The organism is Pseudomonas sp. GW531-T4 (genome assembly GCF_017349615.1).
Lineage (GTDB): Bacteria > Pseudomonadota > Gammaproteobacteria > Pseudomonadales > Pseudomonadaceae > Aquipseudomonas > Aquipseudomonas chlororaphis_I.
Map to the genome: position 1 here is coordinate 26,970 of NZ_JACMZT010000007.1, position 15,158 is coordinate 42,127.

Annotated in this window: 13 protein-coding genes and 1 pseudogene; 5 read left to right on the forward strand and 9 right to left on the reverse strand. The window is 63.2% G+C overall.

Translation table 11 applies throughout. The features are described from left to right. The first annotated feature begins 159 nt into the window (after positions 1-159). Positions 160-723, forward strand: coding sequence for a chorismate lyase (locus J4D28_RS07330; protein WP_009051596.1), 564 nt, complete (start codon positions 160-162; stop codon positions 721-723). Next, positions 723-1,613 carry a 4-hydroxybenzoate octaprenyltransferase gene (gene ubiA, locus J4D28_RS07335; RefSeq protein ID WP_009051597.1) on the forward strand — a complete coding sequence of 297 codons (891 nt, stop codon included), beginning with the start codon at positions 723-725 and terminating at the stop codon, positions 1,611-1,613. Before J4D28_RS07330 ends, ubiA begins: the two co-directional genes overlap by 1 nt. Before the next feature lie 69 nt (positions 1,614-1,682). Here the strand turns inward: ubiA and J4D28_RS07340 are convergent, their stop codons facing one another. After that, positions 1,683-2,066: a hypothetical protein gene (locus J4D28_RS07340; RefSeq protein ID WP_103331562.1), complete on the reverse strand. Its 384-nt coding sequence runs from the start codon at positions 2,064-2,066 to the stop codon at positions 1,683-1,685. 151 nt (positions 2,067-2,217) lie between these two features. Between J4D28_RS07340 and phoB the strand changes: the two genes are divergently transcribed. The 3 genes from phoB (at position 2,218) to J4D28_RS07355 (ending at position 5,801) form a co-directional block, all read left to right on the forward strand. Beyond that, the gene (gene phoB / locus J4D28_RS07345) at positions 2,218-2,907 is read left to right on the forward strand and encodes a phosphate regulon transcriptional regulator PhoB (RefSeq protein WP_016703132.1); all 690 of its coding nucleotides are present in this window, start codon (positions 2,218-2,220) and stop codon (positions 2,905-2,907) included. A 144-nt stretch (positions 2,908-3,051) separates the two neighbouring features. Further along, a complete protein-coding gene (phoR, locus tag J4D28_RS07350; protein WP_219733807.1) occupies positions 3,052-4,344 on the forward strand; it encodes a phosphate regulon sensor histidine kinase PhoR in 1,293 nt (430 codons plus the stop codon). A 116-nt stretch (positions 4,345-4,460) separates the two neighbouring features. Beyond that, entirely contained in the window at positions 4,461-5,801 is a 1,341-nt protein-coding gene (locus tag J4D28_RS07355; RefSeq protein ID WP_009051600.1) for a hemolysin family protein, read from the forward strand. A gap of 249 nt (positions 5,802-6,050) precedes the next feature. Here J4D28_RS07355 and J4D28_RS07360 read toward each other — a convergent pair whose 3' ends face one another. From J4D28_RS07360 to J4D28_RS07395, 8 genes and pseudogenes are all read right to left on the reverse strand, one after another. Further along, positions 6,051-6,947, reverse strand: coding sequence for a peptidoglycan DD-metalloendopeptidase family protein (locus tag J4D28_RS07360; protein ID WP_103331564.1), 897 nt, complete (start codon positions 6,945-6,947; stop codon positions 6,051-6,053). A 61-nt stretch (positions 6,948-7,008) separates the two neighbouring features. After that, positions 7,009-7,323: a helix-turn-helix domain-containing protein gene (locus tag J4D28_RS07365; RefSeq protein ID WP_016703130.1), complete on the reverse strand. Its 315-nt coding sequence runs from the start codon at positions 7,321-7,323 to the stop codon at positions 7,009-7,011. A 7-nt stretch (positions 7,324-7,330) separates the two neighbouring features. Then, positions 7,331-7,651, reverse strand: a pseudogene (locus J4D28_RS07370) (type II toxin-antitoxin system RelE/ParE family toxin); the annotation flags it as partial. A 556-nt stretch (positions 7,652-8,207) separates the two neighbouring features. After that, a complete protein-coding gene (locus tag J4D28_RS07375; RefSeq protein WP_016703129.1) occupies positions 8,208-9,170 on the reverse strand; it encodes a response regulator in 963 nt (320 codons plus the stop codon). A 168-nt stretch (positions 9,171-9,338) separates the two neighbouring features. Beyond that, the gene (gene phoU / locus J4D28_RS07380) at positions 9,339-10,100 is read right to left on the reverse strand and encodes a phosphate signaling complex protein PhoU (protein WP_007928528.1); all 762 of its coding nucleotides are present in this window, start codon (positions 10,098-10,100) and stop codon (positions 9,339-9,341) included. A gap of 118 nt (positions 10,101-10,218) precedes the next feature. Beyond that, positions 10,219-11,052 carry a phosphate ABC transporter ATP-binding protein PstB gene (gene pstB, locus J4D28_RS07385; RefSeq protein ID WP_009051604.1) on the reverse strand — a complete coding sequence of 278 codons (834 nt, stop codon included), beginning with the start codon at positions 11,050-11,052 and terminating at the stop codon, positions 10,219-10,221. A 175-nt stretch (positions 11,053-11,227) separates the two neighbouring features. Beyond that, positions 11,228-12,898 (reverse strand): phosphate ABC transporter permease PstA, encoded by a 1,671-nt coding sequence (gene pstA / locus J4D28_RS07390; RefSeq protein ID WP_103331565.1) that lies wholly within the window; start codon positions 12,896-12,898, stop codon positions 11,228-11,230. Positions 12,899-12,913: 15 nt separating this feature from the next. Beyond that, on the reverse strand, positions 12,914-14,947 hold the full coding sequence (locus J4D28_RS07395; protein WP_172833406.1) for an ABC transporter permease subunit: 2,034 nt from the start codon (positions 14,945-14,947) through the stop codon (positions 12,914-12,916). Positions 14,948-15,158: the final 211 nt, after the last annotated feature.

Sequence of the window (15,158 nt, forward strand, 5' to 3'; positions counted from 1 at the left end):
CTGGATGACGCCAGGGGGCGCGTCCGGCCCAGCGCGTTTTGTACTGATGAGCACCGACGGATGCAAGCACGTTCGCTGCGGACGGCCGCTCCATTGCGGCAAAATCGCCTGTCGCCATGCTAAGCTCGCGGCCTCATTTGCTGCCAATAATGACCCACTGTGCCGCACTCAATCTCTCCATTTTCCACCCCGGACTGGCTCTCGCAAAGCCGGCTGACGCCCCTCCCCGACGCACAGACCCTCGATTGGCTGTTCGATGAAGGTTCGCTGACCCGGCGCCTGACCCGTCTCTCCAATGACGGTTTCAGCGTGACGCCGCTGGTCGAGGGCTGGCAGACCCTGCGTGCCGACGAATGCGCCGCGCTGGACCTGCCGCTAGGTAGCCAGGGCTGGGTACGCGAGGTGTATCTGCGCGGTCACGGCCAGGCCTGGGTATTCGCCCGCAGCGTGGCGGCCCGTAGCGCCCTGCAGGATGGCGGGCTGAACATGGACGAACTGGGCAGCCGCTCCCTGGGCGAACTGCTGTTCTGCGACCAGGCCTTTGCGCGCCGCCCCATCGAGGTCTGCCATTACCCACGCCCGTGGCTGCCCGACGAGGTGCAAGCCGATGACCTCTGGGCCCGCCGTTCACGCTTCGATCGCGCAACCCTGAGCGTGCTGGTCGCCGAAATCTTCCTGCCGTCCCTGTGGAGCGCCGTCGGCGCCCAGCCGGAGAACCGCTGATGTATCAGAGCCTGCTCAAATCCCTCAACCGCCTGAATCCGCGCGCCTGGGACTTTATCCAGCTGACCCGCATGGACAAGCCGATCGGCATCTACCTGCTGCTCTGGCCGACCCTCTGGGCCCTGTGGATTGCCGGCGAAGGCTCGCCATCGCTGGCCAATATCGTGATTTTCGTCCTCGGCGTGACCCTCACCCGGGCCGGCGGTTGCGTGATCAACGACTGGGCCGACCGCAAGGTCGACGGCCACGTGAAGCGCACCGAACAGCGTCCGCTGGTCAGCGGCAAGATCAGTTCCAAGGAAGCCCTGGTGTTCTTCGCCGTGCTGATGTTCATCAGCTTCCTGCTGGTGCTGTGCACCAACGCGGCGACCATCTGGCTGTCGCTGGGCGGCCTGGCCCTGGCGGCCACCTACCCCTTCATGAAGCGCTACACCTATTACCCGCAAGTGGTGCTGGGCGCCGCGTTCTCCTGGGGCATCCCGATGGCCTTCACCGCCGAGACCGGCGAGCTGCCGGCCACCGCCTGGCTGTTGTACATCGCCAACCTGCTGTGGACCGTGGGTTATGACACCTATTACGCGATGACCGACCGCGACGACGACCTGAAGATCGGGGTGAAATCCACCGCGATCCTGTTCGGCGAAGCCGACCGGGTGATCATCCTGACCCTGCAGGGCCTGGCGCTGGGGTGCCTGCTGCTGGCGGGCGCGCGTTTCGAGTTGGGTATCTGGTTCCACCTGGGTTTGCTGGTGGCGGCCGGGTGTTTTGCCTGGGAGTTCTGGTACACCCGCGATCGCGACCGGATGAAGTGCTTCAAGGCCTTCCTGCATAACCACTGGGCGGGGTTGGCGATTTTCCTGGGGATAGTCGTGGATTACGCGGTGCGCTGAGGATCGTGATCGCGGGCCAGCCTCGCTCCTGCGCAGGAAAGAGGCTGGCCCGCGATAATCGCCCTGCCATCAATCAGGCTTGGCTACTTTCCAGGCGCCGTCCATCTTGCCGTCGCCGGTCATGTCACCGGCTTTCTTGTCCATCACGAAGGTGTACAGCGGCTTGCCGTCGTAGGCCCACTGCATGGAACCGTCGTCACGCTTGATGACGGTCCACTCGCCCATGGCCTTGTCGCCGCTGGCGGCCATCAGCGGCGGCCAGTTGGCGGCGCACTTGTCGTTACACATGGACTTGCCATCGGCGTCCTTGGCAAAGGTGTACAAGGTCATGCCCTTGAGATCGACGAACATACCGTCCTTGACCATTGCCGGTTCTGCGGCGAACGCCAGCCCAGGCAGGGCCAGCGCAGCGCTCAGCAACAGGGTTTTCCAGGATTGCGTGAGTTGAGTCATAGAAACCTTCTTTGGTGGTTGTCAGGATTCGGACCCAAAGCTTAGTCCACGAATGCAGCCCTCGCCCCAGCACCTAAAATACTGTCACACGACTGCAATAATTCCGTTATCTAATGCGGCGCAAGACAGTTAAATGACAAGAGGATTAAGCATGGTTGGCAGGAGCATTCTGATCGTTGACGACGAAGCGCCCATTCGCGAAATGATCGCCGTTGCGTTGGAAATGGCCGGCTACGACTGCCTGGAGGCGGAGAACTCCCAGCAGGCCCATGCCATCATCGTCGACCGCAAGCCCGACCTGATCCTGCTCGACTGGATGCTGCCCGGCACCTCCGGCATCGAGCTGGCCCGGCGCCTGAAACGCGATGAGCTGACCGGTGACATCCCGATCATCATGCTCACCGCCAAGGGCGAAGAGGACAACAAGATCCAGGGCCTGGAAGTCGGCGCCGACGACTACATCACCAAGCCGTTCTCCCCTCGCGAGCTGGTCGCGCGCCTCAAGGCCGTGCTGCGCCGCGCCGGCCCGACCGACGGCGAGGCGCCGATTGAAGTCGGCGGCCTGCTGCTGGACCCGATCAGCCACCGCGTGACCATCGACGGCAAACCGGCCGAGATGGGCCCGACCGAATACCGCCTGCTGCAATTCTTCATGACCCACCAGGAGCGCGCCTACACCCGCGGCCAGTTGCTGGACCAGGTCTGGGGCGGCAACGTCTACGTCGAAGAGCGTACCGTCGACGTGCATATCCGCCGCCTGCGCAAAGCCTTGGGCGATGCCTACGAGAATCTGGTACAAACCGTGCGCGGCACCGGCTACCGGTTCTCAACTAAAAGTTGAGAAAGCTGCAAGCCTCAAGCTGCAAGAAAGAGCAAAAGCAAACGCAGATCCGCTTCAACCTTGCAGCTTGTAGCTTGCAACTTGCAGCTGATCCGCTAAGGATCCCAAGTGAACCAGAACTGGCATGGCACCCTGATTCGCCACATGCTGCTGTTGGTCACCGGCTGCCTGCTGGTCGGCCTGATCAGCGGTTACTACGGCTGGAGCCTGGCCCTCGGCCTGGGGATCTATCTGGCCTGGACCCTCAAGCAACTGCTGCGCCTGCACGAATGGCTGCGCCTGCACCAACCCGATGAAGCACCGCCCGATGGCTACGGTCTTTGGGGCGAGGTGTTCGACAGCATCTATCACCTGCAACGCCGCGACCAACGGGTGCGCGGGCGCCTGCAAGCGGTGATCGACCGGGTCCAGGAGTCCACTGCGGCGCTGAAAGACGCGGTGATCATGCTCGACAGCGACGGCAACCTGGAGTGGTGGAACCGCGCCGCGGAAACCCTGCTGGGCCTGAAGACCCCGCAGGACAGCGGCCAGCCGGTGACCAACCTGGTGCGCCATCCGCGCTTCAAGGAATATTTCGAGCAGGACAATTACAACGAGCCACTGGAGATCCCCTCGCCGACCAACGACCGGATACGCATCCAGCTGTACATCACCCGCTACGGCAACAACGAACACCTGATGCTGGTGCGCGACGTGACCCGCATCCACCAGCTGGAACAGATGCGCAAGGACTTCATCGCCAACGTCTCCCACGAGCTGCGCACGCCGCTGACGGTGATCTGTGGCTACCTGGAAACCCTGCTCGACAACGTCGAGGAAGTGAACCCACGCTGGAGCCGCGCCCTGCAGCAGATGCAGCAGCAAGGCGGGCGCATGCAGACCCTGCTCAACGACCTGCTGCTGTTGGCCAAGCTGGAAGCCACCGACTACCCGTCGGACAACCAGCCGGTGCCGATCGATGCGCTGCTGCAATCGATCAAGAGCGATGCCCAGGCGCTGTCCGGGGAGCGAAACCAGCGCATCACCCTGGAAGCCGACGCGCAGATCCAGCTCAAGGGCAGCGAGGCGGAACTGCGCAGCGCCTTTTCCAACCTGGTGTTCAACGCCGTGAAATACACCCCGGCCGAGGGCAACATCCGCATCCGCTGGTGGGGCGACGAGCAAGGCGCGCACCTGAGCGTGCAGGACTCGGGGATCGGCATCGACAGCAAGCACTTGCCGCGTCTGACCGAACGCTTCTACCGGGTCGACTCCAGCCGCAACTCCAACACCGGCGGCACCGGCCTGGGCCTGGCCATCGTCAAGCACGTGCTGCTGCGCCACCGGGCGCGCCTGGAGATCAGCAGCGTACCCGGCCACGGCAGCACCTTTACCTGCCATTTCGCCCCGGCCCAGGTGAAAAGATTCCGCGCCGGCACCCTGACCGACCAGCGGTGACAGCCACGCGCCACTAGGCAATCGCCCTGCCAGCCGCTACATTGGCTGGCTTGCGCCTGCCATTGCGCCGCGCATTTCTCTCTTTTTCGAATACACGGAACCCGCAAAACTCCATCATGGACCCTTCCCCTGGTTTTACCCTCGCGTCTCTTTTCGCCGACTTCGGCATGATTCTTTTTGCACTGCTCCTGGTTCTGCTCAACGGCTTTTTCGTAGCCGCCGAGTTCGCCATGGTCAAACTGCGCTCGACCCGGGTCGAGGCCATCGCCCACAAGAACGGCTGGCGCGGGCAGATCCTGCGCACCGTCCACAGCCAGCTGGATGCCTACCTTTCCGCGTGCCAGCTGGGGATCACCCTGGCCTCCCTCGGCCTGGGCTGGGTCGGTGAGCCGGCCTTCGCGCACCTGCTGGCGCCGCTGCTCAGCGCCGTGGGCGTGGACTCGCCGGAAGTGGTCAAGGGCGTGTCGTTCTTTACCGCCTTCTTCATCATTTCCTACCTGCACATCGTGGTCGGCGAGCTGGCGCCCAAGTCCTGGGCGATCCGCAAGCCCGAGCTGCTGTCGCTGTGGACGGCGGTGCCGCTGTACCTGTTCTACTGGCTGATGTACCCGGCGATCTACCTGCTCAACGCCAGCGCCAACACCATCCTGCGCATCGCTGGCCAGGGCGAGCCCGGCCCGCATCACGAACACCACTACAGCCGCGAAGAACTGAAGCTGATCCTGCACTCCAGCCGGGGCCAGGACCCCAGCGACCAGGGCATGCGCGTGCTGGCCTCGGCCGTGGAAATGGGCGAGCTGGAAGTGGTGGACTGGGCCAATTCCCGGGAAGACCTGATCAGCGTGGAGTTCAACGCGCCGCTGAAGCAGATTCTTGCCCTGTTCCGCCGCCACAAGTTCAGCCGCTACCCGGTCTACGACAGCGAGCGCAACGAGTTCGTCGGCCTGCTGCACATCAAGGACCTGCTGCTGGAACTGGCGGCGCTGGACCATATCCCCGAATCGTTCAACCTGGCCGAGCTGACCCGCCCGCTGGAACGCGTTTCCCGCCATATGCCGCTGTCGCAGCTGCTGGAACAGTTCCGTAAAGGCGGTTCCCACTTCGCCCTGGTGGAGGAAGCCGACGGCAAGATCATCGGCTACCTGACCATGGAAGACGTGCTGGAAGTGCTGGTCGGCGACATCCAGGACGAACACCGCAAGGCCGAGCGCGGCATCCTCGCCTACCAGCCCGGCAAGTTGCTGGTGCGCGGCGATACCCCGCTGTTCAAGGTGGAACGCCTGCTGGGCATCGACCTGGACCATATCGAGGCCGAAACCCTCGCCGGCCTGGTCTACGAGACCCTGAAACGGGTACCGGAAGAAGAAGAGGTCATGGAAGTCGAAGGCCTGCGCATCATCATCAAGAAGATGAAAGGCCCGAAAATCGTCCTGGCCAAGGTGTTGATGCTCGATTGAGCACCGCCAGGGATCTCATCGCGAGCAAGCTCACTCCTACAATGAACCGCGTTCATCTGTAGGAGCAGCCGCTCGAGGCTCGATTGCTCGCGATCCCCCTCCCCGATTACCACCTACTCCGCCGATCACCCTGTAGCCGCTGCCGAAGGCTGCGATAAGGCCGAAGGCCTTCAGCGATCTCAAGATCCTGCGCCCGCTTCGTCGGAGTGCCGCCCAGGTCGATCGCAGCCTTCGGCAGCGGCTACACGGCTACTTTTTGCCTAGCGCGAAATTCGGCAGGCTGCCGATGGGCTGGTTGAACTGATAGGGAATCGACACCAGCCCCAGCCCCGTATTGCGCTGCACCACGAAGTGCAGGTGCGGGCCGCTGCTGTTGCCGGTGTTGCCCGACAGCGCCAGCGGGCTGCCCACCACGACCCGCTGGCCTTCACGCACGCATACCGAGCCGCGCTTGAGGTGCAGGTACACCCCCATGGTGCCGTCGTTGTGCAGCACCCGCACGAAATTGCCGGAAGGGTCGGTGCCGCGCCCGCTCTGGCGGTTCTCGGTCTTCACCACCACCCCGCCCCGCGCCGCGATGATCGGCGTGCCCTCGGGCATGGCGATGTCCATGGCATACCGGCTCTTGGGGCCGAAATGGCTGTACCGGCCGTTGGCGCCCTGGGTCAGGCGAAAGGGGCCGCCACGCCAGGGCAGCGGGTAACGATAGGCCTGGGCGGCGCCTGCAGGGTCGCCCAGGGAATAACGGAACTGCGGGACATAGATCAGCGGCTTGCCCGCCTGCATCGCCGTGAGCTGCGCCAGGCGCTGTCGGCTGCGGGCCGGCAGTACCCGGCGAATCGGCTGCCTGGGGGCGCTGCGGATGTTCTTCAGGCCGGTAAACCCCAGCTCGATCTCCACCGGCGCATACAGGTCGTTACGCACAAAGACGCTGTCCACACCCCAGCTCTTCTCGACGTCCAGACGCACCTGGCGCTCCAGGTGCTCGACCATGCGATCGCGAAACACGAACACCTGGGCGCCCGGCGACGGACGGTCGCTGTAGGACACCACGCCGTTGGCGTCGGTGGACTTGTAGATGGTCATGGCCATGGCCGAGGTGGTAGCCAGCAACAGACCACAGGAAATCAGCAAGTGCGTGAACATGGGCAAGATTCTGAAGAAAGCCTGAAGTCAGGCTAGCAGCCCGACGTGGACTTTGTATGAATCAACCCTGCACCAGAGGTTCCGCTGCCGACGAACTGAAACTGATATCGACACCCAGTTGTGCGGCGTCGGAGAGATTGACCAGCGCATCCAGGGAAAACTTGTTGATCTTGCCGCTGAGCACGTCGTTGAGTCGCGGCTGGGTGATATTGAGCCGCCGGGCGGCCTCCTTCTGCGAAACGCCCCAGGCCTTGATGGTCTTGCCCAGTTCCAGCATGAGCTTGGAGCGCAGGCGCATATTGGCGGCTTCCTGCGGCGAACCTTCGAGCGCGTCCCAGACACTGGCGAAACGCTCGGTATGCATGTGATCGGTCATGGCGTGCACTTATCTCCTGAAGTCTGGCCCGAGCCAGCTCGATGTCCCGCGCTTCGGTCTTGCGGGTGGTCTTGCGCATGGCGTGCAGCACATAAATGGCCGCGGGCCGGTTGGCCACGTAAAACACCCGAAACGCCCCTGAATCCTCACTGATCCTGATCTCGAACACTCCCGGCCCCACGGTTTTCATCGACCGGCAGTCATAGGGCTGCTCGCCCTGCTGCAACAGATCCAGTTGAAAACCTGCGGCCCTTCGCGCATCCAGCGGAAAAGCCCGGAGGTCCCGGAGCGCGCTCCCGACAAACACCACATCCTTGTGCCTAGGCATCGAACCTCTCCCGTGACTGACCCCGGAGAGGTTAAACAACCCGACCGCCACAGCGCGCGGCCGGGTTGTTTCAAAGCGTGGCCAGGCACAAGAAAAGCCGAAAGCACAGACCACAACCTATATCAGTACAGATATAAATCAACCTGAAAAACCGAGAATCGGACACACGGCAGCAAACCACCGCCTCTCCCCCAACACCTTGTGCTGCGTGGCCTGCAAGACATCACAGCCATCCTCCAGCAACGGATGCAAGGCCTGGGTGACACGCCCCAGATCACCTTCGTCAGCGTGCAGAAGCTTGGTACAGGAAAGTGTTTGCAGCAGGTTTCGCTCCGCATTCAAACGCGGACTGGTGCTGGAGTGGGACAGCACTCCGACGAAACGGGCGCAGGGGTTTGAGATCGTTGAAGGCCTTCGGCCTTATCGCAGCCTGCGGCAGCGGCTACAGGGGGCGGGCCAGCAGTCCGGAGAATGTAGCGTCAGAGCGGACGCTATCGCGGGCAAGCCTCGCTCCTACAGAGGCGTGGTTGCCCGCGAAACTGGGGGCAGGAAACCGTCAGGCGCCGGGGACGAAGTGTTTCTGCGCCGTGCCGCGGGCGATCAGGCGGGAGATGTAATCGAGCTTCTGCGCATCCTGGTCGACGAAGCGGAAGGTCAGCTGCAGCCACTCGCTGTCCGGCTTCGGCTCATACGCCACCACTGCATGCAGGTAGCCGTTCAGGCGCGCCACTTCGGCATTGTCACCCTGCTCCAGGTCCAGCACCGCGCTGTCGAGCACCTGCGGCAGCGTATCGGTACGCTTCACCACCAACAGCGCCTCCTTGATGCTCAGCGCCTTGATCACGCACTGCTGGGTACCGCTGGGCAGGCGCAACTGGCCCTGGCCGCGACCACTGGCAGGCGCAGCGGCGGCAGGAGCCGGCGCCTTCACCGGCGGGCTGTTGAGCAGGCCACGGGACGGCGCAGCAGCGGGAGCAGGAGCAGAGACGACAGCAGGCTTGGCAAACGGATTGACCGCCGCAGCCGCCGGCGCGGCGCCGATGACTTCGGCCTTGCCGCCGGTCAGGGCACTCAGGGAGTCGTTGCCGAACGCCGAGTTCATCTTGGTCGGCGCGCTGTTCATCAGGGTGTCGAGCTTGCCGACCTTGTTCAGCGCCTGCTTGACCTTGGTCAGCAGCTGCTCGTTGGTGAACGGTTTGCTGACGTAGCCGGAGACGCCGGCCTGGATCGCCTGCACCACGTTCTCCTTGTCGCCGCGACTGGTGACCATGATGAACGGCATGGCCTTCATCGCTTCCTGGCCGCGGCACCAGGTCAGCAGCTCCAGGCCGGACATTTCCGGCATTTCCCAGTCGCACAGGACCAGGTCGAAGGCTTCACGGGCCAGCAGGGCCTGGGCTTTACGGCCGTTGATGGCGTCCTCGATCTTGATGCCAGGGAAGTAGTTGCGCAGACACTTCTTCACCAGGTCACGAATGAACGAAGCGTCATCCACCACCAACACACTTACCTTACTCATCGACCACCCCTTTAAAAATCCCGGCTAGCATAACGCTTTACTGATGGCACTTTGCCAAAACTCTTCAGTCACGCCAGGACTTTTCGTTCGCGGGCGCTGCTTTTCAAGTTCAATCCCCATAAACGAAAACGCCCGGCCAAAAGGGCCGGGCGCTTCTCTCGGGCAACCTTACTTATCGTCAGCTTCACCCGGAACATTAGCGCTTTCGGCGCTTGTGCCTTCAACTTCTTCCTTCATCCGCTTGAGCCCCAGATGGCGTACATCGGTGCCGCGCACCAGGTAAATCACCAGCTCCGAGATGTTGCGCGCGTGGTCGCCGATCCGCTCCAGGGAGCGCAGCACCCAGATGATGCTCAGAACGCGCGAGATCGAACGCGGATCTTCCATCATGTAGGTGGCCAGCTCGCGCAGCGCGGTCTTGTACTCACGGTCGATGATCTTGTCGTACTGGGCCACCGACAGCGCCAGGTCGGCGTCGAAACGGGCAAAGGCGTCCAGCGCATCGCGGACCATGTTGCGCACCTGGTCGCCGATGTGCCGCACTTCCACGTAGCCGCGCGGGGCCTCGCCTTCTTCGCACAGTTGGATGGCGCGGCGGGCGATCTTGGTCGATTCGTCGCCGATGCGCTCCAGGTCGATCACCGACTTGGAGATGCTGATGATCAGGCGCAGGTCGGAAGCCGCCGGCTGGCGACGGGCGAGAATGCGCAGGCATTCTTCGTCGATGTTGCGTTCCATCTGGTTGATCTGGTCGTCGATCTCGCGCACCTGCTGGGCGAGCCCCGAGTCGGCTTCGATCAGCGCGGTGACGGCGTCGTTGACTTGTTTCTCGACCAGCCCGCCCATCGCCAGGAGGTGGCTACGCACCTCCTCGAGTTCGGCGTTGAACTGCTGGGAGATGTGGTGAGTAAGGCCTTCCTTCGAAATCATCTTGTTCACTCCGCGAAAGTTGCAAGCTTCAAGCTGCAAGCTTCAAGCAGTTAAATATTGATCCGGTACCGCACCATTTCTGTCTTGCCGCTTGAAGCTTGCGGCTTGCAGCTGCTTCCTAGCCGTAACGACCGGTGATGTAGTCTTCGGTCTGCTTCTTCGCCGGATTGGTGAACAGGGTGTCGGTGTCGCCGAATTCCACCAGTTTGCCCATGTACATGAACGCCGTGTAGTCGGAGACGCGTGCGGCCTGTTGCATGTTGTGGGTCACGATCACGATGGTGAACTTCGATTTCAGTTCGTAGATCAGTTCTTCGACCTTCAGGGTGGAAATCGGGTCGAGTGCCGAGCAGGGTTCGTCGAGCAGCAGCACTTCCGGTTCCACGGCGATGGTCCGGGCGATCACCAGACGCTGCTGCTGACCACCGGACAGGCCGAGCGCCGAGTCGTGCAGGCGGTCCTTGACCTCGTCCCACAGCGCCGCGCCCTTGAGGGCCCACTCGACGGCCTCGTCGAGGATGCGTTTCTTGTTGATGCCCTGGATACGCAGGCCGTAGACCACGTTCTCGTAGATGGTTTTAGGGAACGGGTTGGGCTTCTGGAACACCATGCCCACGCGGCGACGCAGCTCGGCGACGTCTTCGCCCTTGCGGTAGATGTTGTTGCCGTAGAGGTTGATCTCGCCTTCCACGCGGCAGCCGTCCACCAGGTCGTTCATCCGGTTGAAGGTGCGCAGCAGGGTCGACTTGCCGCAGCCGGACGGGCCGATGAAGGCGGTCACGCGCTGCTTCGGAATGTTCATGCTGACGTCGAACAGCGCCTGTTTCTCACCGTAGAACAGGCTCAGGCCCGGGACTTCGATGGCCACGGTTTCCTGCTCCAGGCTCAGGCTCTGCTTGTCGCGGCCCAGGGCTGACATGTTGATGCCGTGGGTATGTGCTTCTTGCTGCATGGGTAACTCCCTACGCTAACAAATTCGTTTCAGTGAGCCGCTGGCCTCACAGAATGGGCCAGAGGTGTTGCCGTTTGTAGGAGCGAGGCTTGCCCGCGAAGGCGTCGGCACATTTGACAATGATGCGACTGACAGACAGCTTTCGCGAGCAAGCTTCGCTCCTACAGGGGCGGTGTTAACTATCCAAAGCCTTGTATTTCTCGCGCAGGTGGTTGCGAATCCACACTGCCGACAGGTTGAGGGTCGCGATCACCAGCACCAGCAACAGCGCCGTGGCGTACACCAGCGGCCGCGCGGCCTCGACGTTCGGGCTCTGGAAGCCGACGTCGTAGATGTGGAAGCCCAGGTGCATGATCTTCTGGTCCAGGTGCAGGTACGGGTAGTTGCCGTCCACCGGCAGCGACGGCGCCAGTTTCACCACACCCACCAGCATCAGCGGCGCCACTTCACCGGCGGCGCGGGCCACGGCGAGGATCATGCCGGTCATCATCGCCGGGCTGGCCATCGGCAGCACGATCTTCCACAGGGTTTCCGCCTTGGTCGCGCCAAGGGCCAGGGAACCTTCACGCACGGTGCGGGGAATCCGCGCCAGGCCTTCCTCGGTGGCCACGATCACCACCGGCACCGCCAGCAGCGCCAGAGTCAGGGAGGCCCAGAGCAGGCCCGGAGTACCGAAGGTCGGCGCCGGCAAGGCTTCCGGGAAGAACAAGCGGTCGAGGGAGCCGCCCAGCACATAGACGAAGAAGCCCAGGCCGAACACGCCGTAGACGATGGCCGGAACGCCCGCCAGGTTGTTCACCGCGATGCGGATCACCCGGGTCAGGGTGTTCTGCTTGGCGTATTCGCGCAGGTACACCGCCGCCAGCACGCCGAACGGGGTCACGATCATCGCCATGATCAGGGTCATCATCACGGTACCGAAAATCGCCGGGAAGATGCCGCCTTCGGTGTTGGCTTCACGCGGGTCGTCGCTGAGGAATTCCCAGACCTTGCTGAAGTAGAAACCCATCTTGGTCAGGGTGCCCATGCCGTTCGGCTGGTAGGCGTGCACCACCTTGCCCAGGCTGATTTCCACTTCCTTGCCGTTGGCGTCCCGGGCAGTGAGGCTGTCGCGGTTGAACTGCGCGTGCAGGTCGCTGAGGCGGGTCTCGACGTCCTGGTAACGGGCGTTCAGCTCGGCGCGTTCGCTTTCCATGTCGGCCTGGGCGGCGGCATCGAGCTTGCCGTCCAGTTCCAGTTTGCGACCGTGCAGGCGGATACGCTCGAGGCCGGCGTTGATCGCGCCGATGTCGACTTTCTCCAGGGTCTTGAGCTGGGCAGCCAGCTTGCTCACCCGCTCGATCCGCGCCTGCAGTTCCGGCCAGGCCGCTTCGCCTTCGGCGATGACCTTGCCATCCTGCTTGACGTTGACCAGGTAGCCGTAGAAGTTGCCCCACTCGCGCCGCTCGATGGCCATCAGCTCCGGCGGCGTGGTCTGGTTGGTCAGCCAGTCGCCGACGATCCAGGTGAAGTCGTTGCCGTTCAGGTCACGGTTGCCGACCTTGATCAGCTCGCGGGTCATGAACTCGGGGCCTTCGTCCGGCACCGGCAGGCCGGCGCTCTTCAGGCGTGCCCGCGGCACTTCTTCTTTCTGTACCACTTCGCCGATGACCAGGTGGTTGGCCTGGCCCGGTACGTCGTAGTGGGCATGCACCAGGTCCGCCGGCCAGAAGTGGCCCAGGCCGCGCACGGCAATCACCGCCAGCAGGCCAATGGTCATGATGACCGCAATGGACACCGCGCCACCGCTGATCCAGACGCCTGGGGCGCCGCTCTTGAACCATCCATTCAGGGAGTTCTGTTTCACAGACTTCTACCTTTCTTAAAGCGACGAGTATTTCTTGCGCAGACGCTGACGGATCAGCTCGGCGAGGGTGTTCATGACGAAAGTGAACAGCAGCAGCACCAGCGCCGAGAGGAACAGCACGCGGTAGTGGCTGCCGCCGACTTCCGACTCCGGCATTTCCACCGCGACGTTGGCCGCCAGGGTGCGCAGACCTTCGAACAGGTTCATTTCCATGACCGGGGTGTTGCCGGTGGCCATCAGCACGATCATGGTTTCGCCGACCGCGCGGCCCATGCCGATCATCAGCGCCGAGAAAATGCCCGGGCTGGCGGTGAGGATCACCACGCGGGTCATGGTCTGCCATGGGGTCGCGCCCAGGGCCAGGGAGCCCAGGGTCAGGCCGCGCGGCACGCTGAACACGGCGTCTTCGGCGATCGAGTAGATGTTCGGGATCACCGCGAAACCCATGGCCAGGCCGACCACCAGGGCGTTGCGCTGGTCGTAGGTGATGCCCAGGTCGTGGGAGATCCACATGCGCATGTCGCCGCCGAAGAACCAGTTCTCCATGAACGGGCTCATGTACAGCGAGAACCAGCCCACCAGGATGATCACCGGGATCAGGATCGCGCTTTCCCAGCCGTCCGGCACCTTGAGGCGCACCGACTCGGGCAGGCGGCTGAAGACGAAACCGGCCACCAGGATGCCGATCGGCAGCAGCATCAGCAGGCTGAAGATGCCCGGCAGATGGCCTTCGACATAAGGCGCGAGGAACAGGCCGGCGAAGAAGCCGAGGATCACCGTCGGCATCGCCTCCATCAGCTCGATCACCGGCTTGACCTTGCGGCGCATGCCCGGGGCCATGAAGTAAGCGGTGTAGATCGCCGCGGCAACCGCCAGCGGCGCCGCCAGCAGCATTGCGTAGAACGCTGCCTTGAGGGTACCGAAGGTCAGGGGCGAGAGGCTCAGCTTGGGTTCGAAGTCGGTGTTGGCCGCGGTCGATTGCCAGACGTATTTAGGCTCGTCGTAGTTCTCGTACCAGACCTTGCTCCACAGCGCGCTCCAGGACACTTCCGGATGCGGGTTGTCGAGCACCAGCGGTTGCAGCTTGCCGCCGGCTTCGACGATCACCCGGTTGGCCCGTGGCGACAGGCCGAACAGGCCTTCGCCCTCGACCACCTGGTCCACCAGCAGGGTGCGGTGCGCGGTGCTGTGGAACACGCCGAGCTTGCCCGAGGCGTCCAGCGCGACGAAGCCTTTGCGGCGCTCTTCGGCGGTGATTTCGATGATCGGCGTGGTGCCCATCTGGAAGGTGCGGATCTGCTTCAGGCGCAGTTCGCCGTCCGGATCGCGGGCCATGAACCACTGGGCCAGGCCGCCCTTGGAGGTACCGATGATCAGCGAGATGCCGCCCACCAGCTGGGTGCTGGCCGTCACTTCGGCATTGGCATCCTCCAGCAGCTTGTAGCGACCGTTGAGGCTCTTGTCGCGCAGGCTGAACACGTCGGCCTGGGCACGCCCGTTGATCACGTACAGCCACTGTTGGCGCGGGTCGATGTACATGGCCTTGACCGGTTCGGTCATCTGCGGCAGCTCGATGCGGTTCTGCTCGCTGGTGACCTCGCCGGTCATCATGTTTTCTTCGCGGGTCAGCTGCAGCACGTGCAGTTGCGCGCCGCTGGAACCGGCCACCACCAGCGCCGAATCGGTGGCGTTGAGGTTGACGTGCTCCAGGGCACCGCCCTGCTCGTTCAGCACGATCGGGGTTTCACCGTAGGGGTATTCGATGGCCGGCGAGATGGTCTTCTTGCCGTCCGGGTAGCTGACCTTATAGGTGTGACGGAACACCAGCGCCTGGCCGTTGGACAGGCCAACCACCACCAGCGGGCTGCCCGGCTGATCCTTGCCGATGGCGGTCACGGTGGCGCCAGCCGGGATCGGCAGGTCGACACGACGCAGCTCGGCACCGTTGTCGATGTCGAAGAACAGCGCCTGGCCCTTGTCGGAAACCCGCATGCCGACCTGGTTCTGCTCTTCCAGGGAGAACATCAGCGGCTTGCCGGCGTCCTGCATCCAGGCCGGGGTCAGCGGGTCCTTGGCGGTCAGGTCGGCGCCCTGGAACAGGGGCAGCACGACATAGGCGAGGAAGAAGAAGATCAAGGTGATCGCGGCCAGCACGGCCAGACCGCCGACGAGGACGTACCAACGGGTCAGGCGATCTTTCAGCGCACGGATGCGGCGCTTGCGTTGCAGCTCAGGCGTATTGAAGTCAATGCGCTTGGGG